Here is a 23,181-nt window from a genome sequence, read left to right on the forward strand (position 1 = left end):
GCCGGATGGCCCTGCCGACACGATTGTTGGCAATGGAATGCAACCCTTGTTTTCAACCTTTCGGAGTTCTCCACATGAAAAAGCCCGTCCGCGTTGCCGTTACCGGCGCAGCAGGTCAAATCGGTTACGCATTGTTGTTCCGCATCGCCTCAGGCGAAATGCTGGGCAAAGACCAGCCCGTCATCTTGCAATTGCTGGAAGTGCCTGTTGAAGGCCCGCAAAAAGCACTCAAGGGCGTGATGATGGAATTGGAAGACTGCGCATTCCCATTGCTGATGGGCATGGAAGCCCATGGCGACCCCATGACCGCTTTCAAGGACGTGGACTACGCTTTGTTGGTCGGTTCGCGCCCACGCGGCCCTGGCATGGAGCGTGCCGAGTTGCTGGCCATCAACGGTGCCATTTTCACCGCTCAAGGCAAGGCCCTGAATGCGGTCGCGTCGCGTGACGTCAAGGTTCTGGTGGTGGGCAACCCTGCCAACACCAACGCCTACATCGCCATGAAGGCTGCGCCCGACCTCAAACCCGGCAATTTCACTGCCATGCTGCGCCTGGACCACAACCGCGCACTGTCCCAAATCGCTGCCAAGACAGGCAAAGCCGTGGCCGACATAGAAAAACTGTGCGTCTGGGGCAACCACTCGCCCACCATGTATGCCGACTACCGTTTTGCCACCATCAAGGGCGAGTCGGTCAAGGCCATGATCAACGATCAGGAGTGGAACGCCAACGTGTTCTTGCCCACCGTGGGCAAGCGCGGCGCGGCCATCATTGAAGCCCGTGGCCTGTCCTCGGCTGCCTCGGCAGCCAACGCCGCCATTGACCACATGCGCGACTGGGCTCTGGGCACCAATGGCAAGTGGGTCACCATGGGCATTCCGTCGCAGGGTTGGTATGGCATCCCCAAAGATGTCATGTTCGGCTTCCCTGTCACTTGCGAAAACGGCGAGTACAAAGTGGTTGAGGGTCTGGAGATCGACGCGTTCAGCCAAGGCTGCATCGACAAGACGTTGAAAGAGTTGACCGACGAGCAAGCTGGCGTCGCCCACTTGATCTGATTGCCGTTCTGAGACTCTCAGTGAGCCATCCTCGCGACGTCCTGTTGGGAGCGCAAGCCGGAAGCGTTCAGCTGCCGGTTTGTGACCATTACAGCGGCGTAGAGGCGAGGATGCGCAAAAGCTTGCAGCTGCAAGCAGACATGACGCAAGAGTTCGGCACTTGCGTTTTTGATGTCACCTTGGATTGTGAAGACGGCGCGCCTGTGGGTGGCGAAGCTGAGCACGCCGCCTTGGTCACTGAGCTGGCCTTGGGGGCAGCGCCCGAAGCCCGTGTGGGTGTGCGGGTGCACCCCGTCGATCACCCCAGTTTTCAGGCCGATATGGCGGTCATTGCAGGCCAAGCCGCAGGCCGCTTAACGCACATCATGGTGCCCAAAGTCGAGTCGCTGGCCGATGTGCGACAGGCCGAGCAAGCTTTGCACCAGGCCGGCGCACAAGACTTGCCATTGCATGTGCTGATCGAATCGCCAGCAGCCGTGCACCGAGTTTTTGACATCGCTGCCCATCCCCGTGTGAAGTCCATCAGCTTTGGCTTGATGGATTTTGTTTCCGCGCACGGTGGTGCCATTCCAGCCGACGGCATGGGCATAGAGGGGCAATTCACCCATCCGCTGGTGCTGCGCGCCAAGCTCGAGATTGCCAGTGCCTGCCATGCCCACGGCAAAGTGCCCTCGCATTGCGTGGTGACCGAGTTCAAGAACCCCGATGCCATCCGCAAGGCGGCCCAAAAAGCGACCCGCGAGCTGGGTTACACCCGGATGTGGAGCATTCACCCTGATCAAATACGTCCCATTTTGGAGGCCATGGCCCCCAGTGAGGCGCAGATCGAACAAGCCGCCCAGATCATCTTGGCAGCCCAAGCGGCAGATTGGGCCCCGATCAGCCATGGGGGTCAATTGCATGACCGAGCCAGTTACCGTTTTTTTTGGCAATTGATCACCCGCGCTCACCAAACAGGGTGTTTATTGCCAACTGAAATTGAGGTGTTTTTTCTCGCTTCTTCAAGCGCTGAGGGATCCCCATGAAACTGAATTGTGCTGCGCGTTGGCTTTCCCGCTGCTTTCTTTTGTGGGCAGCTTTGGCCGTGCCCGTTTGGGCTCAAAGCCTAACTCGCACCCAAGCTGGGCCCAATCCCATCGTTGTGGCCTCACCACCTGACAGGGCGTCTGCAGGTCCTGAACAAGCCTGGATGCCCTCTTTGACGCCCGAGTTGTTGATTGCCCAGCAAATTCATCAGGGCAACTTGCCCTGCGAACTGGGTGCCATCGTTCGCGTTGAGGCCGATGCCCGACAACCAGGTTTTTTCCATGTGCACGGCAAAGGCTTCCGATACCGGATGTTCCCCGTTCAGACCAGTACGGGTGCCCTGCGTTTGGAAGACAAAAAAGCAGGTGCCGTTTGGCTTCAGTTGGCCAACAAATCCATGTTGATGGACCAAAAACGGGGCCGACGACTGGCAGATGAGTGCGCTCACCCGGATCAGTTGGCCTATGCTGAAGCCATGAAAACCAATCCCCCGCCCAGCCTGATCGATACCCAAGGCTTGGGACGATAACCCTTGAAACCTCGACTTACCGGAGAAAACCATGTTGAAAGCCTATCGTGAACACGCCGCCGAACGCGCAGCCCTTGGCATCCCACCCTTGCCTTTGGATGCCAAGCAAACCGCCGAATTGATCGAGTTGATCAAAGCGCCCGCTGCTGGCGAAGAAGCGTTTTTGATGGATTTGATGACCCACCGCGTGCCACCCGGTGTGGACGACGCCGCCAAGGTCAAGGCCTCTTTCTTGGCCGCTGTGGCCCATGGCGAAATCAAGGTGGGCTTGATCTCCAAAGCCAAGGCCACCGAGTTGCTCGGGACCATGGTGGGCGGCTACAACGTGCACCCTTTGATTGAATTGCTGGACGACGCCGAAGTGGCCACCGAAGCCGCTCAAGCTTTGAAGAAAACACTGTTGATGTTTGACTTCTTCAACGACGTCGCCGAAAAAGCCAAGACCGGCAACGCCAAGGCCAAAGAAGTCATGCAAAGCTGGGCCGAGGCCGAGTGGTTCACCAGCCGCCCTGAAGTCGAGAAGAAAATCACCATCACTGTCTTCAAGGTGCCCGGCGAGACCAACACCGATGACTTGTCGCCCGCCCCAGACGCCTGGAGCCGCCCCGACATTCCGCTGCACTACCTGGCGATGTTGAAAAACACCCGCGAAGGCGCACCCTTCAAGCCCGAAGAAGACGGCAAGCGCGGCCCCATCGCCATGATCGAAGAGCTCAAGAAAAAAGGCCATCTGGTGTCCTATGTGGGCGACGTGGTCGGCACCGGTTCCAGCCGCAAGTCGGCCACCAACAGCATCATCTGGGGCTTTGGTGAAGACATTCCTTTCGTGCCGAACAAGCGCTTCGGCGGTGTGACTTTGGGCGGCAAGATCGCCCCCATCTTCTTCAACACCCAAGAAGACTCTGGTGCTTTGCCCATCGAAGTGGATGTGAGCAAACTCGAAATGGGTGACGTGGTGGACGTGTTGCCCTACGACGGCAAGATCGTCAAGAACGGCGAAACCATCACCACCTTCCAACTCAAGAGCGATGTGCTTTTTGACGAAGTGCGCGCTGGCGGCCGCATCAACCTGATCATTGGCCGCTCGCTCACCGCCAAGGCGCGTGAGTTCTTGGGTCTGCCCGCTTCCACGGTGTTCCGTCTGCCCACCGTACCCACATCGACCAAGGCCGGTTTCACATTGGCCCAAAAAATGGTCGGTCGCGCGGTGGGTTTGCCAGAAGGCCAAGGCGTGCGCCCAGGCACCTACTGCGAACCCAAGATGACCACCGTGGGTTCACAAGACACCACTGGCCCGATGACCCGCGACGAGTTGAAGGACTTGGCCTGCTTGGGTTTCAGTGCCGACATGGTCATGCAGTCCTTCTGCCACACCGCCGCGTACCCCAAGGCCGTGGACGTCAAAACCCACCGTGAACTGCCCGCCTTTATGAGCAACCGAGGCGGCGTGTCCTTGCGCCCCGGTGATGGTGTGATCCACAGCTGGCTCAACCGCCTGTTGTTGCCCGACACCGTCGGTACCGGTGGCGACTCGCACACCCGTTTCCCCATCGGCATCAGCTTCCCCGCTGGTTCCGGCTTGGTGGCCTTCGGTGCCGCTACCGGCGTGATGCCTTTGGACATGCCCGAATCCATCCTGGTGCGCTTCAAAGGAGAAATGCAGCCTGGCGTGACCTTGCGCGATTTGGTGCACGCGATCCCCTTGTACGCCATCAAAAAAGGCCTGCTCACCGTGGCCAAGGCCGGCAAGATCAACGAGTTCTCGGGCCGCATTCTGGAAATCGAAGGCCTGCCCAATCTCAAGGTCGAGCAAGCGTTTGAATTGTCTGACGCGTCTGCCGAACGCTCGGCCGCGGGTTGCACGATCAAGCTCAACAAGGAACCGGTCGAAGAGTACCTGAAGTCCAACGTCGTGCTCATGCAAAACATGATCGCCAACGGTTACGAAGACAAACGCACGCTGCAGCGCCGCATCGAGAAAGTTGAAGCTTGGTTGGCTGCGCCCAACTTGCTCGAAGCCGACAAAGACGCCGAGTACGCTCACGTCATCGAGATCGACATGAACGAGATCAAGGAGCCGATCCTGTGCTGCCCTAATGACCCGGACGATGCCAAGTTCTTGTCCGAAGTGGCCGGCACCAAGATCGACGAAGCCTTCATCGGCTCGTGCATGACCAACATTGGTCACTTCCGCGCCGCGGCCAAGCTGCTCGGCGGCAGCCGCGACATCCCCGTCAAGCTGTGGGTCGCCCCACCGACCAAGATGGACGAGAGCGAGCTGATCAAAGAAGGCCACTACGCCAACTTCGGCGCGGCCGGTGCCCGGACTGAGATGCCCGGCTGCTCGCTGTGCATGGGCAACCAAGCCCAAGTGCGCGAAGGCGCCACGGTGGTGTCCACCAGCACCCGCAACTTCCCCAACCGCTTGGGCAAGAACACCAACGTGTTTTTGGCCAGTGCCGAGTTGGCAGCCATTGCGTCCAAGCTGGGTCACATCCCAACAGTTGCCGAGTACCACGAAGCCATGGGCATCGTGAACAAAGACGGCGCGGCGATCTACAAGTACCTGAACTTCAACCAGATTGACGAGTACGTGGAGAACGCCAAGGGCGTGACGGCTTAAAAGACCGTTCCTCGCTGACAGCACAATCGGCCCTTCGGGGCCGTTTGTGTTGGTGATCACAGCGGGTGTGACCTCTGGTTGAGGCCCTAAACCACCAGATTGATCTATCCATTGTTGAACCTATACAGGGTCTCGATCATCAACGGCATCTATTTGTCCAATTGTGCCGCGCTGTATTCTCTGACCGATTGCTGCCCTCTATACGGGTGGCTCATAACTGCCTCGTGGAGACTTTTCAATGGCTTTTGCTTTTCACCGCCTCAAGGTCTGCATTTTCCTCACAGCCATGGTCTTGGTGACCTCTGCGCAAGGTCAATCCGATTGTCGGCCAGCGCCTGCGGGCGTGGCCCAGTTGCTCGAAATTCGACCCGGCTTTCATCGGGTCCGAGGACCATTGGCCGAGTTCGATCCCTGCCACCGTTCCGTTCAATTGTCGATGCCAGGTCTTTTTGCGGACAAGCTGGCTGACAAGCCGCCTTTGATGATCATTGCCCACGGGGGCAATGGACCCGGCTCAGCCGAGCTGGAAATGGTTCGCCGGATGAATGCGCGAGGTGTGGCCACCTTGTTGTTTGATGCCTATGAGATGAACGGTTTTCAGTACCGCGGCTCTTCGCTGTTTTTGACCGGCACCACCAATGAATCGCGCCAGCGCATGATCTTCAAAGTCACCCAGGGCGCTTATCAATGGATCCGTCAAAACGCCCGGATTGACACCACACGCCTTTATATCCACGGTTTGTCCAATGGTGGCAGTGTGGCGCTGAACATGGCCGCTGTGGTTGATCCCGCGCATGTCCGCATGGTGTTTTCTGAGGGTGCGCCTTCGGCAGGGATCGGCATGCCTGATCAGATCCGGGTGCCCCTGAAAATGGTGTTCGGTAAGATCGACAACTATGGCGGTAGAACGGCAGACGACTGGATGCACCTGCGCACCGACCCCTGTTTGGTGAATCTGCCCGCTGAGGGCGCGGCACCAGGCACGGCCCAACGCTGCAGTCTTCAGATCAATCCAACTGCGCAAGGACTTTCGCCTTACCAATGGGGAGAGCAACTCCAGGCAGAAGGGCAGCCGCTGGAATTTTGGTTCTACGATGAAGCAGCGCACGGGTTGTTGGCGGGGCCGATCGATCGAGGTATGCGCACTTACGGTTCAGGCCCCACGGCTTCCCAACGCTTTGGCTGGATTGGCGCGAGTTCCAACGCCGCCAACCGTTTTGTCTCTGACCTGATGAAGGCCATCAAAGCGAGTTACCCGTAGATCTGGAGCCGATTGGCGCCGAAAATGCCGGGGTTTGAGGTCGTCTCCACAGGGCATTAAGAGAGTAAGGCTGAGTGAGGGACTCAACTTTGACCCCCCGATGCATGTCCGAGCTCAGACCATGGTCAATCGGATGGGTTTTAGTCAGGGGCCCGGTAAAGCGTAAGGTGATCACACTTTTTGGAGAACACATGCTCAACCGCCGCCATTTTCTGGGTACAGGCTTGGCCAGTGCCACCGCCTTGACCTTTTCTTCCGTTTGGTCACAAAACACGCCACAGTTCGGCGCACCCGACTTGCCCTCGGTGGGCTTTCGGCGCATGAAACTTGGGACCATGGAGGTCATTGCCCTGAATGATGGCGCGGTGCGCCGCCCGTTGGGTCAGGAGTTCGTGCCCGCCGTGCCGCTCGACCAGGTCAAGGCTCTGCTGGCTTCGCAAAACCTGCCCACCGATTACATCGATGTGCCGTACACCCCGTTTTTGTTGATCAACGGGAACCAACGCTATTTGTTTGACACAGGCTTTGCCGACAACGGCCCCCCCACAACGGGCAAGTTGCTGGGCAACCTGGCCGCTGCGGGTTTCAAGCCTGAAGACATCAACAACGTGGTGCTCAGTCACTTTCATGGCGACCACATCAATGGCTTGCGCTTCAAAAACGGCAACTTGGTTTATCCCAACGCCCGCGTGCATGTGCCCGCACCTGAGCACGCGTTCTGGACGGATGAAGCCCGCATTGCAGCCGCGCCAGCGCAGATGCAGGGCGCCTTTGGGGCCGTCAGGCGTGCATTGACTGGGTTGACTCCAGACCAATTGGTCAAGTTCGAGCCCGGCAGCATCTTGGCCCCAGGCATCCAGTCGGTGGCCGCTTTTGGCCACACCCCGGGGCATACCTTGTTCACGGCGCGCTCTGAAGGTCAGTCCTTTGCCTATGTGGCCGACATCACCAATGTGCCATCCTTGTTTGCACGCAACCCCGATTGGGCTGTGGTGTTTGACATGAACCCAGAGATGGCCCGCCAAAGCCGCCGCCGCATCTTTGACATGCTGGTCAAAGAAAAAATGGTGGCCGGTGGTTTTCACTTTCCGTTCCCGGCCTTTGGTTCCATCACGCCCTCTGGCCATGGTTACCAGTTTGTCCCGATGGCTTGATCGCATCACGGCAGCTGCCCTCCAAAAAAAGCCCACGCCCGTAAGGCGTGGGTTTTTTTGTGTCCGTTTTGGACAGTCCAATACAAGGCGCATGGTTAAGATATTTGGTGTGCCGAGAACCAGAGCCCAAGGCGCTTTCGGCATCTCTGTTTTTTGGAGAATGCGACATGCAATTGACCACCTTGGGCAAGAGCCCCCTGAAAGTCTCACGCCTGTGCCTGGGCACCATGATGTTTGGTGACCAAACGCCGCTGGAAGATGCGCGCGCCATCGTGGCCGATGCGCACGAAAAAGGCTGCAACTTCATCGACACCGCGGACGTGTACACGCGGGGTAAGTCAGAGGAGATGGTGGGCCAAATCCTGAAGGGCCAGCGCCAGCACTGGGTCTTGGCCAGCAAGGTCGGGAACCCGATGTCGGATTTTCCCAACCACCAAGGCTATTCGCGCAGTTGGATGTTGCGTGCCTGTGAAGACAGTTTGCGCCGTTTGGACACCGACCACTTGGACATTTATTACCTGCACCGCGACTACAACGGCATGAGCCTTGAAGATCCTTTGCGGGCCATCGAGGCTTTGCTGCGCGACGGCAAGATCCGTTATTGGGGTGTGTCCAACTTCCGGGGGTGGCGCATTGCCGAGATGGTCAACATGGCCCGCCAGATGAACATGCCCGGCCCGGTGGTGTGTCAGCCTTATTACAACCTGCTCAACCGTTTGCCCGAGGTGGAAATTCTGGAGGCCTGCGGTCACTATGGTTTGGGTGTGGTGCCCTACAGCCCGATTGCGCGGGGCGTGTTGACGGGCAAATATGCGCCGGGGCAAACACCCCAAGAAGGCAGCCGCGTTGCGCGGGGTGACAAGCGTATTTTGGAGACCGAGTTCCGCGAAGAGTCCCTGCAAGTGGCCCAAATTTTGTTGCAGCATTGCAAGCGCAAAGGCGTGTCTTTGGCCCACTTTGCCACAGCTTGGGTGTTGGCCAACCGCCATGTGAGCGCAGTGATCGCTGGCCCGCGCACCTTGGCCCAGTGGCAAGACTATGCAGGTGCTTTAGCGGTGCAGATCACCTCCGAGGACGAAGCCTTGGTCAACAGCCTGGTGACACCAGGGCACCCGTCCACGCCGGGGTACAACGACCCTTCATACCCTTTGAATGGGCGCTGAAAACCGCGTGTTTGTTTTCCACTGACCGTTGGTGGAGGGAGCAGGGCCCATTGACAAGTGCTGTAAAATTTCTGTACAGTCTGTACATAAATCAAGGGAGTTGGCCATGTCAGATACCGCGCAATACGGACTCGAACAAGCCCGCGCTCAATTGCCCCTCATCGCCTCGGAGGCGGCAGCGGGGTACAGCACGGTGATCACGCGCCACGGCAAACCGGTGGCGGTGGTGGTGCCGGTGGAGCAGTGGCGTGAGGAACAAGCCCGCTCATTGAAGCAAGGCGGTGTTCTGGCCTTGCGTGGTTCGGGGCGCAGCTTGTGGCCGCAGGGTGCGGCTACGGCAGTGGCGAAGTTGCGCGAAGAGTGGGCCTGAGCGATGGCCAAGCGTGCCCGTGCTGCTGCCTCGCTTTGGGGTGGCTTGAGCGAAGGGGCTACGGTGCTGGTGGACACCGCGCCCTGGATTTACTTGCTCGAAGACCATGCCGAATTTGCTCCCCGTTTTTTGGGCCTGTTTGAAGCCGCTGAGCGTGGCCAGATCCAACTGGCCTTGAGCACCGTGACATTGGCCGAGGTGCTGACTGGACCTTTCAAGGCGGGCCAGACGGCTTTGGCCAAACGTTACGAGGCGGCTTTGGGCGCTTACCAGGTGGTGCCTTTGTCCGCTGCGGTGGCCAGTCTGGCAGCCCAGTTGCGGGTGCAATACCGCCTGAAGCTGCCCGATGCGGTTCAGCTGGCCTCTGCGCTTCAGATTGGGGCGGCAGCCTTGGTCACGCATGACAGAGACTTTTCTGAGGTGCAGGGCTTGCCGGTGTTGATGGGTGCTTGAAGCACGGGCCTTCGATCAAGTGCTTGCGATTTCAAATTGGGTCTTACCGCACAATCCCAGCATGACAAGCCATGAGCACAAACAGGTGGTGATCGCAGGCGGCGGGATTGGCGGCCTGGCCGCTGCCGTGGCGTGCGCGCAGCATGGCGTGCCTGTGCAGTTGCTTGAGCGCGCACCGCAGCTGAGCGAGGTGGGCGCGGGCATCCAGATCGGGCCGAATGTGACTCGAATTTTGGAGGCCTGGGGCTTGGGTACTGCGCTGGCGCAGTTGGCGGCTTTCCCGGAGCAGTTGCAAGCACGTGATGCCCAAACCGGGCAGGTGCTGGGCACGCTGACCTTGGGCGCGCGGGCGCAAGCGCTCTATGGCGCGCCTTACGCCACCATCCACCGGGCCGATTTGCAAAGTCTGTTGCACGACGCCGCATTTGCCGCAGGCGTGCAAGTGCGTTTGGGCCAAACGGTGCATGGCTGGCGCGAGAGCGCTGATGGTTTGGAGGTGCGTACCGCCGATGGTCCCAGCCTACAAGCCGATGCGCTGATCGGTGCCGATGGCGTGTGGAGCGCCGTGCGCCAGCAGTTGCTGGGCGATGCCCCGGCGCGCTTTACGGGGCACCTGGCTTATCGGGCGCTCGTGGCACAGGCCGATTTGCCTGCGTATTTGCGCAGCGACCAGATCACCGTGTGGATGGGGCCGCGACTGCATGTGGTGCACTACCCGGTGCGAAGCGGGCAGTGGCTCAACCTGGTGGCCATCGTGCACGGCACCAAGCCAGACCAAGCCCAAGAATGGGATCAGACCGGGAACACCCAGGCACTGATGCAGGCCATGGGCACGGTGGGTCGTGATTTGCACGAGCGTTTGGCATCGGTGTCTGCTTGGCGGCAGTGGGCGCTGCACGATCGTGCGCCGATGGCCGGGGCATACGAAATGGCGCAAGGCCGTGTGGCCTTGCTCGGCGATGCTGCGCACCCGATGCGCCCCTATCTGGCCCAAGGCGCGGGCATGGCCATCGAAGACGCACAAGCCTTGGCGCAGTGCTTGGGCCAGCGCAGTGCGACGGTGACCGAGCAGTTGCAGGCTTATGCTGCGCAACGCTGGGCACGCAATGCGCGCGTGCAAGCACGGGCCATCCGCAATGGCCGCATCTTCCACGCGACGGGCCCTGTGGCTTGGGGGCGCAACTTGTCAATGCGCCTGTTGGGCGAGCGCGTGATGGATGTGCCTTGGTTGTACAGCGGTGGGCCAATTGCGGGCGGTCGATCAACTTTCAGGGACTTATCTTCATGACACCACGTCCATCCAAGCCATTCACCATGGCCCTCGTGCGGGTTGCCGCCATGAGCGCGGCGCTGGTCAGCGCGCTGCTCGCCCCCTCAGCTTGGGCGCAAAGCACCGATTTGTCTGCTTGTATGGCCGAGCTGCGTCCGGCAGCTCGTACAGGCAAGGTGAGCGACGCCACTTGGACGCGGCACACGGCGGGCCTGCAGGCCGACTTCAGCGTGATCGAAAAGCTGAACTTTCAGCCGGAGTTTCGGATGCCCATTTGGGACTACATGTCGGCTCTGGTGGACGAAGAACGCGTGAGCGATGGCGCGGCCCGTTTGACTCAGCATCGCCAGGCGCTGGTACGTGCCGAGGATCGATTTGGCGTGGACCCTGCCACAGTGGTGGCGGTGTGGGGTGTGGAGAGCAATTTTGGCCAAACCTTTGGCAAATACCCTTTGGTGCAAGCGCTGGGCACACTGTCGTGCCACGGGCGGCGTCAAAGTTTTTTCAGGGGCGAGTTTTTCGCGGCCTTGCGAATTTTGCAAGCCGGGCACATTGCGCCTGAGCGCTTGGTGGGCTCGTGGGCGGGGGCCTTTGGGCACACGCAGTTCATGCCCACCACGTTTGAACGCTTGGCGGTGGACTTTGACGGCGATGGCCGCGCCGACCTGATGGACAGCAGCGTGGACGCGTTGGGCTCGACCGCCAACTTTTTGGCCCGTGCGGGTTGGCAAAGTGGCCTGCCTTGGGGCATCGAGGTGAAGTTGCCAGCAGGCATCTCTTTGGCTGGAGAAGGCCGGCGCAGCAAGCGTCCGGTTTCTGAATGGACCGCCCGTGGCGTGCGCCGCATCGATGGCGCTGCCTTGCCAGAAAGTTTGGGCAACGTGGGTTTGCTGACGCTGGCGGGGGCCAATGGCCCGGCTTTTTTGGTGACGCGCAACTTTGATGCGCTGTACAGCTACAACGCAGCCGAAAGCTACGGCTTGGCGATTGCCCACTTGAGCGATCGCTTGCGCGGCGGTGGCCCATTCGCCACGCCTTGGCCGACCGACGATGCTGGCTTGTCACGCGCCGAGCGGCGCGAGCTGCAAGGCCTGTTGACTCTGCGCGGCCACGACATCGGCCCCATCGACGGCATGCTGGGCGACAAATCGCGTGAGGCGATCCGCGCCGAACAAAAGCGTCTGGGTATGGAGGCCAACGGCCGTGGTGGCCAAAAAATTCTCAAGACGCTGCGCGGGGGCTGAGCGCCAGTTGAGCATCGCTGGGTATCTTCATGCCTTGGGCCGCCCCGATACCCTGTGCTGTTGCGTGGACAGGCTAAATGTTGCTGCTGTAGATATCGACCGATAGCTGGCTGAATCTTGATGGGTTTTAGCGTGTGGGACTGAGTGAAACCTGCCAGGATGATATTTCCTGCGCCGCTTGTTCCACGGCAAGACTAAAGGCCGTGAGTTGTGCCGCAGTCTTACCTGTGTGAATGTAGACCGCGACCAAAGCTCCCAGTAACTGGTCCTGAGACCCTCGGATCAGCGTTGCGGCAGCACCAACACCATCGCTGCCCTCGGATTGACCTTGCGCGGACTCGGCCCGGCGCAACGACTCCAAGCTTGCGCGAAGCACAGCGGGGTTTGTGATGGTGTGTGATGTGCGCTTTTCCAGCTTTGCGGCCAGTATCTGACGGATCACGGGCGAGGGTTGATGGGCCAAAAGAAGGCGTTGTGACACGCCAATGTGCAACGGCACGCGCGTACCAAGTCTCGACATAACGCGCGCTTCCAGTCCGGTGTCTGCCACTGCCAATGTCAAGGCCTCTAGCCCGTCGACGACGACCAGCTTGACGGTCTCTCTGATGCTGAAGGCCAGTCGCTGCATGACTGGGCGTGCTAGTTCCACCAAATCACGCGGCCGGGGTGCCATGCCTCCAAGCTGCACAAGTGCCGGGCCCAGTTGGTACAGGTTCGGCGGCTCGGCGGTTTGCTGCACGAATCCGTGCTGCTGCAAGACTTTGAGGATGCGGTACATCGTGGCGCGCGGCGTCGATGTTTGGTCACACAAGGCTTGCGCGCTCAGCCCAGGCGGATGACTGCCGATCGAACGCAAGATCTGGATCGTGCGTTCGACGGCGGGTGCGGATGAGTCTGAAGCTGGCTTGTCTTGACGAATCATATTGATCTGCTATATTGAATCACAGACGATAAACGTCTCATATATGATACTTTAACAGAGGAGCATGACCCATGGCAACTGCATCGACATCACCAACCACCGCGGTGGCGTCCAAACCCCCAGGAATGATGAACGTGGAAAAGCTAACCGCCTTGCGTGAGGCGAAGTCAGACGCTCCGTTGGGGATGGAAGTCGCTACGTTGCTGGCGCGTTACGAAAAAGTTCAGGCTGCAGTGGTCTGTGACGTGCTGCGTGAACGTTGCTTGATCAACCAGGCCTTTCCTGGGCATCTGCTGGCGTTGCGGCCACAGCGCACAGTGGCAGGTATTGCCTTCACCATCAAAAGCGCTCCGAATACCATCATCAGCGGTGAACTCGATTTTCGTGGCCGCATGCTCGATGACCTTCATGCCGACGCGTTCGTGGTCTGGGACACGTCGGACGATTCCCGTGCCACCCTGTGGGGCGGGGTCATGACCGCCACGGTGGCTCGCAAAGGCGTACGCGGTGCGCTGGTCGACGGGGGGATCAGGGATACACAGCAGATCGAAGACAAGCAGTTCCCCGTGTATTACCGGTTTCGAAGCCCGAATGGTGCGCTGGGTCGCACGATGATCACGCACTACCAGATCCCGGTACAGATCGGCGACGTATTCGTGCGGCCGGGCGACTTGATTCTGGGTGACGCCGATGGTGCGGTTTGCGTGCCCCGCGACCTGGCGGTCGAAGTGTTGCTGCGAGCCGAGGAGGTGGTCGCCAACGAAAAAAAGATCTTCTCCTGGGTGGAGGAGGGGCAGACCATCGAGGAGATCACCCAAAAGGGCGGTTATTTCTGATTCGCCCGCCTTTAATTTTTCATTTTCTGACCATCGAAACAAGGAGCTGACATGCTCAACACATACAAGCGTATTTTCCGCATTGCGGCCGTATCGGCTTTCGCCGCCCTGATGGGCATGTCAAGCGCCTGGAGCCAGACAGCGGCTTGGCCCAGTCGCCCGATCAAGATTCTGGTGGGCTTTCCGCCCGGCGGCGCATCAGACGTGATGGCGCGCTTGATCGCTAATAAGCTGGGGCCTGCATTGGGTGGGTCGGTGGTCGTCGAGAATCGTCCGGGCGCGGCCGGGACACTGGCGGCATCGTTGACGGCGCGCTCGCCAGCCGATGGCTACACATTGCTGTTGGCCTCGCCGACGGCCATCACATTGGCGCCGTCCACGATGATGGGGAAGATCAACTACGACCCTGCCAAGGACCTCTTGCCGATCAGCATGGTCGCCAAATATCCGCTGTTCTTGGTTGCCCGGCCCGGACTGGGTGTGAAAAACATGGCTGAACTGGTCCAGAAAGCCCGAAAGGAGCCCGGCAAGATTAATTTCGCGTCGTTTGGCACGGTCACCAGCGGGGGTCTGGCTGTCGAGCAGCTCAAGTTGATGGCAGGCATCAACGTGCTGCATGTGCCATTCAACGGCAGTGCGCCAGCATTGCAGGCCCTCATGGGGGACAACGTTGATCTGATGTTTGACACCGCAGTGACTGCGATGCCTCTGATACGCTCCGGGCGATTGATCGGACTTGCAGTGTCCAGTCCAGGTCGCAGTCCGATGGCTCCTGACTTGGCTCCCGTGGCCGATGTGGTCCCGGGCTTCGAGGCCGACAGCTGGAATGGACTGATGGCGCCGGCGGGGACGCCAGCGGCCATCATTGAGCAGATTCAAGCGGCGATTGCCAAGTTTGTGAATGACAAGGATCTGACCGAACGTTTCGCGACTTTGGGCGCAGATCCTGTGGGGAACAGTACAGCTGATTTCGCGAAGTTCCTCAAAGCTGAAACGATCCAATATGGCCGCACCGTCAAAGAGGCGAATATCAAAGTGGAATGACGGTTGCAATGCGGCCCCATGGCTAAGTCCCCAAGCCTCTGCGCGGGGGCTGAGTTCACATCCTTAGCGGCAAATCTCTTTTCCGTTGGCCCGTGAGGGTAAACAGTGCATTGCCCACTGCCGGAGCCAAGGGCGGTACCGCCGGTTCGCCCACGCCCGCCGGGTGGCGGGTGCTGGGCACGATGTGGGTTTCCACCACCGGGGTCTGGCTGAGTGTGAGCATGGGCGCGTCAGCAAAGTTGCTTTGTTGCACCACGCCGCCCACGATGTCGATTTGGCCGAAAAGCGCGGCGCTCAAGGCATAGACCACGCTGCTTTCCATTTGTTGGGCCACGGTGTCAGGGTTGACCACGGTGCCGCAGTCGATGGCACAGACCACGCGGTGCACGCGGATCTGGCCCTTGGCCAGGGACACTTCAGCCACTTGCGCCACGATGGAGCCAAAGGATTTGTGCAGCGCGATGCCCTGCGCACGGCCTGTGGGCAGAGGCTTGCCCCAGCCCGCTTTGTCGGCCACCAGTTGCAGCACGGCGGCGTAACGCGGCGCGTCTTTGAGCCAGCCCAGGCGGAAGGCCAATGGGTCTTGTTTTGTGGCCGTGGCCAGCTCGTCGATGAAGCTTTCTGAGAAGAAGGCGTTGTGCGAATGGCCGACCGAGCGCCAAAAGCCCACCGGCACGCCCGATTGGGTGGCCACATGGTTCATCTGTTGGCTGGCAAAACCGTAGGGCAAATCGAACAGGCCTTCGGAGGTGGTTTTGTCGGGCATGTCGATGGGGCCGGACAGCACGGGCACAGCACGCGCCATCCAGCGCGGAGAGATGGCGTCGCCAGCAGACTTGATGCGCAAGCTGCTGACTTGGCCTTTCTCGTCCAGCGAGGCCTGGAACTTGGCCAGGTGCATGGGCCGGTAAAAGTCGTGCTTCATGTCTTCTTCGCGGGACCAGCTCAGTTGCACCGGTTGGCCCTCGCAGGCCATGGCCACTTGCACAGCCTGGCCGACAAAGTCGACTTCCAGGCGACGACCGAAACCCCCGCCCAGTTGGGTCACATGGACGGTGACTTTTTCTTTGTCGACCTTGGCCACTTTGGCAGCCATGTCACGGGCCATTTGCGGCACTTGTGTGGGCACCCAAATCTCGACCTTGCCATCTTTGACTTGCGCTGTGCAGTTCATCGGCTCCATGGTGACGTGGGCCAGGTAGGGCGCTTGGTACAGCGCGTCGATGCGGGTGGTGGCGGCTTTTTCAGCTTGGGTGGGCACGCCTTGTTCGTGGAAAGTGAAGCCGCTTTCGGTGTTCAGGGCATTGAGCAGATCGGCCTGGATGCGCTGGGTGTCCACCGCGCCCGTGGCAGGTGCTTGCCACTGCACTTTGACGGCCTGAACACCTTGGCGTGCGTGCCAGGTGGTTTGCCCCACCACGGCCAAGCCTGCGGTGCCGCCGCCCCAGGCGCCCAGCGGCACGACTTTAGAAACACCTTTCAACGCCAAGGCGTCTTTCGTGTCCATGGACGCAGCGCTGCCGCCCAGCATGGGGCACATCTGTACTGCGGCAAACAGCATGCCGGGCAGTCGCACATCCAGGCCGAAAGTGGCTTGACCTGTGACTTTGGAGGGGATGTCGGTGCGCGGTGCGGGTTGACCGATGAGCTGCCAGCGTTCACGCGATTTGGTTTGAATGTCCGAGGGGGTGCTGCCCGAAACGGTGGCCACCATTTGGCCGTAGTGCGCCGATGTGCCCGAAGCGTGTTGCATCAAGCCTTGGGCGACAGTGATTTCGCTGACGGGCACTTTCCACGCCGCAGCAGCGGCTTGCAGCAGGCTGGCGCGGGCCGTGGCAGCGGCCATGCGCAAAGGGTCCCACAGGTCAGCAATAGAGGATGACCCACCGGTGGCGTTGATGCCCAATTCGCGGGCGATTTTCCCCACCAGCCATTCGCTCATCTTGATCTTGGTGGGCTTGTGCTCGCCCTCGCTGTCCAGCGGGTGAAAGGGCAGGCTGGCTACCAGCATGGCCACGTTGCCGTAAATGCTGTCGGCCCCGGCTTGTTCCAAGCGCACGCGGCTCAAAGGCACGTCCAATTCTTCGGCCACCAACATGGCCAGCGCCGTGTGCACGCCCTGGCCCATTTCGCTGCGGGGCATGGCCAGCACCACGGCACCGTCGGCTGCGATCTTGATCCAGCCGTTCAGGGCGACATCGCCTTGGGTTTTGAGCATGAGCTCGGGTGAGCCCAGGCGTGAGCGGGCGGGCATGACACCCCAGCCGACCACCAATGCGCCGGTGGCGCCCAGGGCGCTGAGCAACCAAGTGCGGCGTTTCATACGGCACCGCCTTTCTTGATGCTGCCCGCAGCGCGGTGGATGGCGGCGCGCACGCGCTGGTAAGTGCCGCATCGGCACAGGTTGGTCATGGCGGCGTCGATGTCGGCGTCGCTGGGGTTGGGGTGTTTGTCCAGCAAAGCTGCAGCGGCCATCAGCATGCCGCTTTGGCAGTAGCCGCATTGCGGCACCTGCTCAGCGATCCACGCGGCTTGCAGGGGGTGGGGCTTATCTGCTGTGCCCAAGGACTCGATGGTTTTGATCTGTTGATTGGTCACCGCAGACACAGGCATCACGCACGAGCGCACGGGCTGGCCGCCCACATGCACCGTGCAGGCCCCGCAAGCGGCGATGCCGCAGCCGAATTTGGTGCCGGTGAGGTTCAGCTCGTCGCGCAGCACCCAGAGCAAGGGCGTGCTGGGGTCGGCGTTGGCGGTGCGGATTTGACCGTTGATGTTCAGTTGCAAGTCTTATCCCCTGTGGTGGAAGCAGGCATGTTAGTGGAAATGAATGCACTTCTTTGTGGTTGATCGATCCGTTCTGGGTGAAGCACTTCACAGTTGCGTGCGCAGCGTCCAAATTTCGGGGAACAGCACCACATCGAGCATCTTGCGCAGGTAGCTCACGCCGCTTGTGCCCCCGGTTCCGCGTTTGAAGCCGATCACGCGCTCTACCGTGGTGACATGCCGAAAGCGCCACAGGCGGAAGGCGTCTTCCAAGTCGGTCAACTCTTCGCCGAGTTGGTAGAGGTCCCAGTGCTGCTGCGGGTTACGGTAGACCACCAGCCAGGCGTTTTCGACCGCCTCGCTGGCCGGGTAGGGCGCTCGCCAATCGCGCTGGGTGTGGCTGCTCGGCACATCCAGACCTCGGCGTTGTAACAGACGCAGGCATTCGTCGTACAGCGAAGGCGCTTCGTAGGCGGCTTGCACGATGGCCGAAAGATCAGAACGATGCGCGTGGGGCTGAAGCATGAGCGCGTTTTTGTTGCCCATCACAAATTCAATGCAGCGGTATTGCCAGCTTTGAAAGCCGCTCGACTGCGCCAAATAGGGCCGAATGGCGCTGTATTCGGGCGGCGTCATGGTGGCCAGCACGTCCCAAGCGTGAACCAGCTGCTCCATGATCTTGCTGACGCGGGCGAGCTTTTTGAAGGTGTCGGGCAATTGATCGGTCGCGATGTTGTGCATGGCCCCCTGCAGCTCGTGCAGCATCAGCTTCATCCACAGCTCGCTGGTTTGGTGCTGCACGATGAACAGCATTTCGTTGTGGTCGGGCGAGAGCGGTTTTTGGGCGTTCAGAATGGCACCGAGCTGCAGGTAGTCGCCGTAGCTCATGCGCCCGTCAAAGTCGAGCTGGGCTTTTTCTTCTTGCACGATGCGCTCACCGGGCGCTGCGCTGGCCGTATGGGGGGTGGTGGAGAAAGGGCAGGAACTCATGGCGGGCTTTTCAGGTCACGGCGTTCTTCAGGGCAAAGCGGGCGTCTTCCCATTCGCCGCTGGCCATGACTTGGCAAAGCTGATCTGCCGCGCGCCACACATCGGCATAGGCGATGTAAAGCGGTGTGAAGCCAAAGCGCAAGATGTCTGGGTGATGACCACCGTCCCCCGCACGGAAGTCGCCGATCACACCGCGCGTGATCAGGGCCTGTACGATGGCGTAAGCGCCTTCAGCGCGGGTCAGGCTCACTTGTGAACCGCGCAGGGCTTCTTCGGCCGGGGTGGCGATGCCAAAGCCGTGCCCGTGCAAGCGGGTGCGCACCAGTTGCATGAACAGACCCGTGAGGGCCAGCGATTTTTGACGCAGCGCGGCCATGCCACCCAGCGCTTCGGCGCTCAAAAAAGCATCCAAGCCACAGTCGAGTGCCGTGAGGCTCAGGATGGGTTGTGTGCCGCACTGGTAACGCGTGATGCCTTGTGCAGGTTGGTAATCGGGTGTGAAGGCAAAGGGCGCGGCATGGCCCCACCAGCCGGCCAGCGGTTGCCAAAAGCGGTCCGTGTGTTGCGGATGGACCCACACAAAGGCCGGCGCACCGGGGCCGCCGTTGAGGTATTTGTAGCCGCAGCCCACCGCAAAGTCGGCCCCCGAGCCGTTCAAGTCCACCGGCACCGCGCCCGCGCTGTGCGCCAGGTCCCACACGGTGAGAATGCCGTGCGCGTGAGCCTGCGCGGTGAGGGTCTGCATGTCATGCATGGCGCCGGTGCGGTAGTTCACATGGGTGAGCATGAGCACCGCCACATCGGCTTGCATGGCGGTGGCGATCTCATCAGCTTCGACCAGTTGCAGCGTGTAGCCGCGCTCTTTGCACAGGGCTTCGGCGATGTAAAGGTCTGTGGGGAAATTGCTGCGTTCGCTGATGATTTTGGTTTTGTGCGGGTGGTCTGCGGCGGCGATATGCATCGCAGCGGCCAACACTTTGAACAGGTTGATCGAGGTGCTGTCTGCGGCGATCACTTCACCTGCTTGAGCGCCAATGACGCGGGCAATCTTGTCGCCCACGCGCTGGGGCAGGGTGAACCAGCCTGCGGTGTTCCAGCTTTTGATCAGGTCTTGCCCCCATTCGTGGGTGACGGCTTGGGCCACGCGTGCTGGGACGGTTTTGGGCAGCACGCCCAGCGAGTTGCCGTCCAGATAAATCACACCGGGGGGTAAATCGAATTGCTCGCGCAGGCTGTGCAAGGGGTCTTGTTGGTCCAGCAGTTCGCAGTCTTGCAGCGTGGGTGTGAGGTTCAACATGGGTGTGTTTTTCAAAGAGTGTTTCAAAGTTCGCGCAAGACCGCCCGCACGGGGCTGGCGTCGGCGCTCATGAGTTTGAGGGGTAGGGCGATCAGCTCGTAATCGCCTTCGGGCACCTCATCGAGCAGCAGGTTTTCCAGCACACGCAAGCCGCGTTGGCGGATCACCTGGTGGCTGGGCAGTTGCTTGCTGTCGGCTGGGTCGATGCTGGCGCTGTCGGTGCCGATCAGCAGCACGCCCAAATCGGCCAGGTGCTGCACGCAGGCTGGGTCAAAGCCGGTGAGCTGGGGGTCGAACAGCGCGAGAGGAAACTGGCGGTATGTGCGTACCAGCACCCGTGGAGGCAGATCAAGCAGGGCATGCTGCAAGTGCGCGAGTGTGATCAGTGGGCCTGCGTCCAGCGTGTGGATGACGCGGCATCTGCCCAGAAACGGGGCCAAGTCGAGCGCACCTACCGCAGGGCCCATTGGGTCGTAGTGCAGTGGCGCATCGGCATGCGCGCCCACATGCGGCGACAGGGTGATGGCGCTCACGTTGACCGGGCAGCTGTCCGAGAGCGTGGCCTTCCATTGTTGTGTGTACGGCGTGTCACCCGGAAAGACCGGGCTGCTGGCCTGCACGGGCGGAGAAATGTCCCAAAGTTTTTTCATGGTGTGCGAAAGTAGCACCGCACAAAAATCGTGGTGTCGGTTATTTCCAACAACCAGGAAAAAGACTTCAGGTGTTCAGCGCAGGCAAGCCATGACGGCGTCGGGCTTGCTCGCAGGCCGGGCTGCCTTCTTCAAACTCACGGCAGGGCGAGGGGCGCCATTCGTAAATGCCGCAAATGGCTTTTTCGCCGGTCTTGCCATAGAGGGCTGCGCAGCGCGGTGGGCTGTGGTCGGTACCGCGCATGCGGCAAGTGTGCTCGGTGATGGGCGAGGCCAAGCCTGCGGGCACATCGCCGCCACCTTCTTCGAACTCGTGCACAGAAAAGTCCACCCGAAAGCTCACGCAGCATGCGCCGCAGGTGGTGCAGGCAGACATGTCAGGCGTTTACGCGGCCCAAGAGCAAAAACTCCATGAGTGCCTTTTGCACATGCATGCGGTTTTCGGCCTCGTCCCAGACGACCGATTGTGGGCCGTCGATGACTTCGGCGCTGACTTCTTCGCCTCGGTGGGCGGGCAGACAGTGCATGAACAGGGCGTCGGGCTTGGCCGCTTGCATCATGGCTTCGTCCACACACCAATCGGCAAAGGCTTTCTTGCGCGCTTCGTTTTCTGCCTCAAAGCCCATGCTGGTCCAAACGTCGGTGGTCACCAGGTCGGCGCCTCGGCAGGCGTCTTCGGGGTCTTTGAAGATTTTGTAGCTGTCGGCGCTGCGCAAACCGGCCACGGCCTGGTCCACTTCGTAGCCGCTGGGCGTGCTCAGGTGCACCGTGAAGCCCAGCAAGTCGGCCGCTTGCAGCCAAGTGTTGGCCATGTTGTTGCCGTCGCCAACCCAAGCCACAGTTTTCCCCTGAATGGATCCCCGGTGCTCGATGAAGGTGAAGATGTCGGCCAGGATCTGACAGGGGTGGAATTCGTTGGTCAGGCCGTTGATGACGGGCACGCGCGAGTGCGAGGCAAAACGCTCGATTTTGTCTTGACCGTAAGTGCGGATCATGACGATGTCGGTCATGCGGCTGATGACGCGTGCGCTGTCTTCGATGGGCTCGGAGCGGCCCAGTTGGCTGTCGCCCGTGGTCAGGTGCACCACCGAGCCACCGAGCTGGTACATGCCCGCTTCAAAGCTCACGCGGGTGCGGGTGCTGGCTTTTTCAAAGATCATGGCCAGTGTGCGGTCGGCCAGCGGGTGGTACTTTTCGTAGGCCTTGAATTTGCGTTTGATCTCTGCGGCACGCGCCAGCACGTGCGCGTATTCTTCGGTGCTCAGGTCGGTGAACTGCAGGTAATGCCGCACGGGCGCTGGGGCGTTGCTCATGGCGTTTCTGCCAAGAAGGTCTTGATCAAGGGCACCAAAATGGCGACCACTTCGTCGGCTTCAGCCTCGGTCATGATGAGCGGGGGCACCAGGCGGATCACGCTGTCTGCCGTCACACTCAGCAATAGACCAGCTTCTGCGGCGCGTGTCCAAATGGCGCCGCAAGGGCGGTCGAGTTCAATGCCCAGCATCAGGCCTTGGCCGCGCACTTCTTTCACGCCTTGTAAGCCTGCCAGGGCCTTATCCAGTGCGCCGTGCAAATGCGCACCTACTTTGGCGGCGTTGGCCATCACACCGTCTTTTTCCATGATGCGGATGGTTTCGACCCCCGCACGCATGGCCAATGGGTTGCCACCAAAAGTGGTGCCGTGGTTGCCGGGCTGGAAGATGTGCGCGGCCTTGGGGCCAGCCACCACCGCGCCAATAGGCACACCCGAGCCCAGACCTTTGGCCAGTGGCATCACGTCGGGCACGATGCCGGACCACTGGTGCGCGAACCACTTGCCGGTGCGGCCCATGCCGCACTGCACCTCGTCCACCATCATCAGCCAGTCTTTCTGGTCGCACAGGGCGCGGACTTGCTGCAGGTATTCGATGCGCATTGGGTTGATACCGCCTTCGCCCTGGATGGTTTCCATGAACACGGCGACCACATTGGGGTTGCCTTCGGTGGCTTTTTTCAGGGCTTCGATGTCGTTGACCGGCACACGCACAAAACCTTCCAACATCGGGCCAAAGCCTTTTTTCAGCTTTTCGTTGGCGGTGGCGCTCAAGGTGGCGATGCTGCGGCCATGGAAGGCTTTTTCGTAAACCACGATCTCGGGCTTGTCGATGCCCTTGTCGTGGCCGTATTTGCGCGCCAGCTTGATGGCCGCTTCGTTGGCTTCCAGGCCCGTGCAGCAGAAAAACACGTTGGTCATGCCCGACAGCTCCACCAACTTGGCCGCCAGCACTTCTGCGTTGGGCACATGGAAGTAGTTGCAGCTGTGGATCATCTTGCTGACTTGGTCTTGCAAGGCAGGCACCAAATCGGGGTGGTTGTGGCCCAGGGTGTTCACGGCGATGCCAGCAAGGGCATCCAGATAAGGCTTGCCATTGACGTCCCAAACTCGGCAACCCTGACCATGGCTGAGTGCGATAGGCAGTCGGCCATAGGTGTTCATGGTGTGCGGTGAGGCGGCTTCAATGTGAGCGGACATGCGTGAACTCCTG

Annotated in this window: 22 protein-coding genes; 13 read left to right on the top strand and 9 right to left on the bottom strand. The window is 60.4% G+C overall.

Going from position 1 to position 23,181, the window contains the following annotated elements; translation table 11 throughout:
* Nucleotides 1-74 precede the first annotated feature (74 nt).
* From ABWQ00_RS05320 to ABWQ00_RS05370, 11 genes are all read left to right on the top strand, one after another.
* The gene (locus tag ABWQ00_RS05320) at nucleotides 75-1,058 is read left to right on the top strand and encodes a malate dehydrogenase (protein WP_353237637.1); all 984 of its coding nucleotides are present in this window, start codon (nucleotides 75-77) and stop codon (nucleotides 1,056-1,058) included.
* A gap of 110 nt (nucleotides 1,059-1,168) precedes the next feature.
* On the top strand, nucleotides 1,169-2,083 hold the full coding sequence (locus ABWQ00_RS05325; protein WP_353237638.1) for an HpcH/HpaI aldolase/citrate lyase family protein: 915 nt from the start codon (nucleotides 1,169-1,171) through the stop codon (nucleotides 2,081-2,083).
* Complete coding sequence (locus ABWQ00_RS05330; protein WP_353237639.1) at nucleotides 2,080-2,613, top strand: hypothetical protein; 534 nt, start codon at nucleotides 2,080-2,082, stop codon at nucleotides 2,611-2,613. Before ABWQ00_RS05325 ends, ABWQ00_RS05330 begins: the two co-directional genes overlap by 4 nt.
* A gap of 31 nt (nucleotides 2,614-2,644) precedes the next feature.
* Nucleotides 2,645-5,236, top strand: a complete 2,592-nt coding sequence (acnB, locus tag ABWQ00_RS05335; RefSeq protein ID WP_353237640.1) for a bifunctional aconitate hydratase 2/2-methylisocitrate dehydratase — start codon at nucleotides 2,645-2,647, stop codon at nucleotides 5,234-5,236.
* Nucleotides 5,237-5,474: 238 nt separating this feature from the next.
* Nucleotides 5,475-6,497 carry an alpha/beta hydrolase family protein gene (locus ABWQ00_RS05340; RefSeq protein WP_353237641.1) on the top strand — a complete coding sequence of 341 codons (1,023 nt, stop codon included), beginning with the start codon at nucleotides 5,475-5,477 and terminating at the stop codon, nucleotides 6,495-6,497.
* Nucleotides 6,498-6,688: 191 nt separating this feature from the next.
* The gene (locus tag ABWQ00_RS05345) at nucleotides 6,689-7,651 is read left to right on the top strand and encodes an MBL fold metallo-hydrolase (protein ID WP_353237642.1); all 963 of its coding nucleotides are present in this window, start codon (nucleotides 6,689-6,691) and stop codon (nucleotides 7,649-7,651) included.
* 167 nt (nucleotides 7,652-7,818) lie between these two features.
* A complete protein-coding gene (locus ABWQ00_RS05350; RefSeq protein WP_353237643.1) occupies nucleotides 7,819-8,814 on the top strand; it encodes an aldo/keto reductase in 996 nt (331 codons plus the stop codon).
* A gap of 106 nt (nucleotides 8,815-8,920) precedes the next feature.
* Nucleotides 8,921-9,184 (top strand): type II toxin-antitoxin system Phd/YefM family antitoxin, encoded by a 264-nt coding sequence (locus tag ABWQ00_RS05355; protein ID WP_353237644.1) that lies wholly within the window; start codon nucleotides 8,921-8,923, stop codon nucleotides 9,182-9,184.
* A 3-nt stretch (nucleotides 9,185-9,187) separates the two neighbouring features.
* The gene (locus tag ABWQ00_RS05360) at nucleotides 9,188-9,637 is read left to right on the top strand and encodes a type II toxin-antitoxin system VapC family toxin (RefSeq protein ID WP_353237645.1); all 450 of its coding nucleotides are present in this window, start codon (nucleotides 9,188-9,190) and stop codon (nucleotides 9,635-9,637) included.
* A 61-nt stretch (nucleotides 9,638-9,698) separates the two neighbouring features.
* On the top strand, nucleotides 9,699-10,925 hold the full coding sequence (locus ABWQ00_RS05365; protein ID WP_353237646.1) for an FAD-dependent monooxygenase: 1,227 nt from the start codon (nucleotides 9,699-9,701) through the stop codon (nucleotides 10,923-10,925).
* Entirely contained in the window at nucleotides 10,922-12,151 is a 1,230-nt protein-coding gene (locus tag ABWQ00_RS05370; protein ID WP_353237647.1) for a lytic murein transglycosylase, read from the top strand. The genes ABWQ00_RS05365 and ABWQ00_RS05370 overlap by 4 nt, the downstream gene beginning before the upstream one ends.
* A 127-nt stretch (nucleotides 12,152-12,278) precedes the next feature.
* Here ABWQ00_RS05370 and ABWQ00_RS05375 read toward each other — a convergent pair whose 3' ends face one another.
* Nucleotides 12,279-13,073, bottom strand: coding sequence for an IclR family transcriptional regulator (locus ABWQ00_RS05375; RefSeq protein ID WP_353237648.1), 795 nt, complete (start codon nucleotides 13,071-13,073; stop codon nucleotides 12,279-12,281).
* 71 nt (nucleotides 13,074-13,144) lie between these two features.
* Here ABWQ00_RS05375 and ABWQ00_RS05380 point away from each other — a divergent pair, with 71 nt between their 5' ends.
* Together ABWQ00_RS05380 and ABWQ00_RS05385 are read left to right on the top strand one after the other, a co-directional pair.
* Nucleotides 13,145-13,909 carry an RraA family protein gene (locus ABWQ00_RS05380; protein WP_353237649.1) on the top strand — a complete coding sequence of 255 codons (765 nt, stop codon included), beginning with the start codon at nucleotides 13,145-13,147 and terminating at the stop codon, nucleotides 13,907-13,909.
* A 51-nt stretch (nucleotides 13,910-13,960) separates the two neighbouring features.
* Nucleotides 13,961-14,953, top strand: coding sequence for a Bug family tripartite tricarboxylate transporter substrate binding protein (locus tag ABWQ00_RS05385; protein WP_353237650.1), 993 nt, complete (start codon nucleotides 13,961-13,963; stop codon nucleotides 14,951-14,953).
* A gap of 55 nt (nucleotides 14,954-15,008) precedes the next feature.
* Here the strand turns inward: ABWQ00_RS05385 and ABWQ00_RS05390 are convergent, their stop codons facing one another.
* The 8 genes from ABWQ00_RS05390 to ABWQ00_RS05425 form a co-directional block, all read right to left on the bottom strand.
* Nucleotides 15,009-17,276 (bottom strand): xanthine dehydrogenase family protein molybdopterin-binding subunit, encoded by a 2,268-nt coding sequence (locus tag ABWQ00_RS05390; RefSeq protein ID WP_353237651.1) that lies wholly within the window; start codon nucleotides 17,274-17,276, stop codon nucleotides 15,009-15,011.
* Nucleotides 17,273-17,740, bottom strand: a complete 468-nt coding sequence (locus ABWQ00_RS05395) for a (2Fe-2S)-binding protein (RefSeq protein ID WP_353237652.1) — start codon at nucleotides 17,738-17,740, stop codon at nucleotides 17,273-17,275. The genes ABWQ00_RS05390 and ABWQ00_RS05395 overlap by 4 nt, the downstream gene beginning before the upstream one ends.
* 87 nt (nucleotides 17,741-17,827) lie before the next feature.
* Entirely contained in the window at nucleotides 17,828-18,709 is an 882-nt protein-coding gene (gene kynA / locus ABWQ00_RS05400; protein ID WP_353237653.1) for a tryptophan 2,3-dioxygenase, read from the bottom strand.
* Nucleotides 18,710-18,719: 10 nt separating this feature from the next.
* Nucleotides 18,720-20,006: a kynureninase gene (gene kynU / locus ABWQ00_RS05405; RefSeq protein ID WP_353237654.1), complete on the bottom strand. Its 1,287-nt coding sequence runs from the start codon at nucleotides 20,004-20,006 to the stop codon at nucleotides 18,720-18,722.
* 23 nt (nucleotides 20,007-20,029) lie between these two features.
* The gene (gene kynB, locus ABWQ00_RS05410) at nucleotides 20,030-20,656 is read right to left on the bottom strand and encodes an arylformamidase (protein ID WP_353237655.1); all 627 of its coding nucleotides are present in this window, start codon (nucleotides 20,654-20,656) and stop codon (nucleotides 20,030-20,032) included.
* 67 nt (nucleotides 20,657-20,723) lie between these two features.
* Entirely contained in the window at nucleotides 20,724-21,032 is a 309-nt protein-coding gene (locus tag ABWQ00_RS05415; protein ID WP_353237656.1) for a YkgJ family cysteine cluster protein, read from the bottom strand.
* Nucleotide 21,033: 1 nt separating this feature from the next.
* Nucleotides 21,034-21,969, bottom strand: coding sequence for an ornithine carbamoyltransferase (argF, locus tag ABWQ00_RS05420; RefSeq protein ID WP_353237657.1), 936 nt, complete (start codon nucleotides 21,967-21,969; stop codon nucleotides 21,034-21,036).
* Nucleotides 21,966-23,168: an aspartate aminotransferase family protein gene (locus tag ABWQ00_RS05425; protein ID WP_353237658.1), complete on the bottom strand. Its 1,203-nt coding sequence runs from the start codon at nucleotides 23,166-23,168 to the stop codon at nucleotides 21,966-21,968. Before ABWQ00_RS05425 ends, argF begins: the two co-directional genes overlap by 4 nt.
* Between the last annotated feature and the right edge of the window lie 13 nt (nucleotides 23,169-23,181).

Source organism: Limnohabitans sp. (genome assembly GCF_040400975.1).
Lineage (GTDB): Bacteria > Pseudomonadota > Gammaproteobacteria > Burkholderiales > Burkholderiaceae_C > Limnohabitans_A.

Bases quoted from the DNA above. Each gene is read 5' to 3' on its own strand.
- ABWQ00_RS05320 (WP_353237637.1), top strand. From the start codon at position 75: ATGAAAAAGCCCGTCCGCGTTGCCGTTACCGGCGCAGCAGGTCAAATC.
- ABWQ00_RS05325 (WP_353237638.1), top strand. From the start codon at position 1,169: ATGCGCAAAAGCTTGCAGCTGCAAGCAGACATGACGCAAGAGTTCGGC.
- ABWQ00_RS05330 (WP_353237639.1), top strand. From the start codon at position 2,080: ATGAAACTGAATTGTGCTGCGCGTTGGCTTTCCCGCTGCTTTCTTTTG.
- acnB (WP_353237640.1), top strand. From the start codon at position 2,645: ATGTTGAAAGCCTATCGTGAACACGCCGCCGAACGCGCAGCCCTTGGC.
- ABWQ00_RS05340 (WP_353237641.1), top strand. From the start codon at position 5,475: ATGGCTTTTGCTTTTCACCGCCTCAAGGTCTGCATTTTCCTCACAGCC.
- ABWQ00_RS05345 (WP_353237642.1), top strand. From the start codon at position 6,689: ATGCTCAACCGCCGCCATTTTCTGGGTACAGGCTTGGCCAGTGCCACC.
- ABWQ00_RS05350 (WP_353237643.1), top strand. From the start codon at position 7,819: ATGCAATTGACCACCTTGGGCAAGAGCCCCCTGAAAGTCTCACGCCTG.
- ABWQ00_RS05355 (WP_353237644.1), top strand. From the start codon at position 8,921: ATGTCAGATACCGCGCAATACGGACTCGAACAAGCCCGCGCTCAATTG.
- ABWQ00_RS05360 (WP_353237645.1), top strand. From the start codon at position 9,188: ATGGCCAAGCGTGCCCGTGCTGCTGCCTCGCTTTGGGGTGGCTTGAGC.
- ABWQ00_RS05365 (WP_353237646.1), top strand. From the start codon at position 9,699: ATGACAAGCCATGAGCACAAACAGGTGGTGATCGCAGGCGGCGGGATT.
- ABWQ00_RS05370 (WP_353237647.1), top strand. From the start codon at position 10,922: ATGACACCACGTCCATCCAAGCCATTCACCATGGCCCTCGTGCGGGTT.
- ABWQ00_RS05375 (WP_353237648.1), bottom strand. From the start codon at position 13,073: ATGATTCGTCAAGACAAGCCAGCTTCAGACTCATCCGCACCCGCCGTC.
- ABWQ00_RS05380 (WP_353237649.1), top strand. From the start codon at position 13,145: ATGGCAACTGCATCGACATCACCAACCACCGCGGTGGCGTCCAAACCC.
- ABWQ00_RS05385 (WP_353237650.1), top strand. From the start codon at position 13,961: ATGCTCAACACATACAAGCGTATTTTCCGCATTGCGGCCGTATCGGCT.
- ABWQ00_RS05390 (WP_353237651.1), bottom strand. From the start codon at position 17,276: ATGAAACGCCGCACTTGGTTGCTCAGCGCCCTGGGCGCCACCGGCGCA.
- kynA (WP_353237653.1), bottom strand. From the start codon at position 18,709: ATGAGTTCCTGCCCTTTCTCCACCACCCCCCATACGGCCAGCGCAGCG.
- kynU (WP_353237654.1), bottom strand. From the start codon at position 20,006: ATGTTGAACCTCACACCCACGCTGCAAGACTGCGAACTGCTGGACCAA.
- kynB (WP_353237655.1), bottom strand. From the start codon at position 20,656: ATGAAAAAACTTTGGGACATTTCTCCGCCCGTGCAGGCCAGCAGCCCG.
- ABWQ00_RS05415 (WP_353237656.1), bottom strand. From the start codon at position 21,032: ATGTCTGCCTGCACCACCTGCGGCGCATGCTGCGTGAGCTTTCGGGTG.
- argF (WP_353237657.1), bottom strand. From the start codon at position 21,969: ATGAGCAACGCCCCAGCGCCCGTGCGGCATTACCTGCAGTTCACCGAC.
- ABWQ00_RS05425 (WP_353237658.1), bottom strand. From the start codon at position 23,168: ATGTCCGCTCACATTGAAGCCGCCTCACCGCACACCATGAACACCTAT.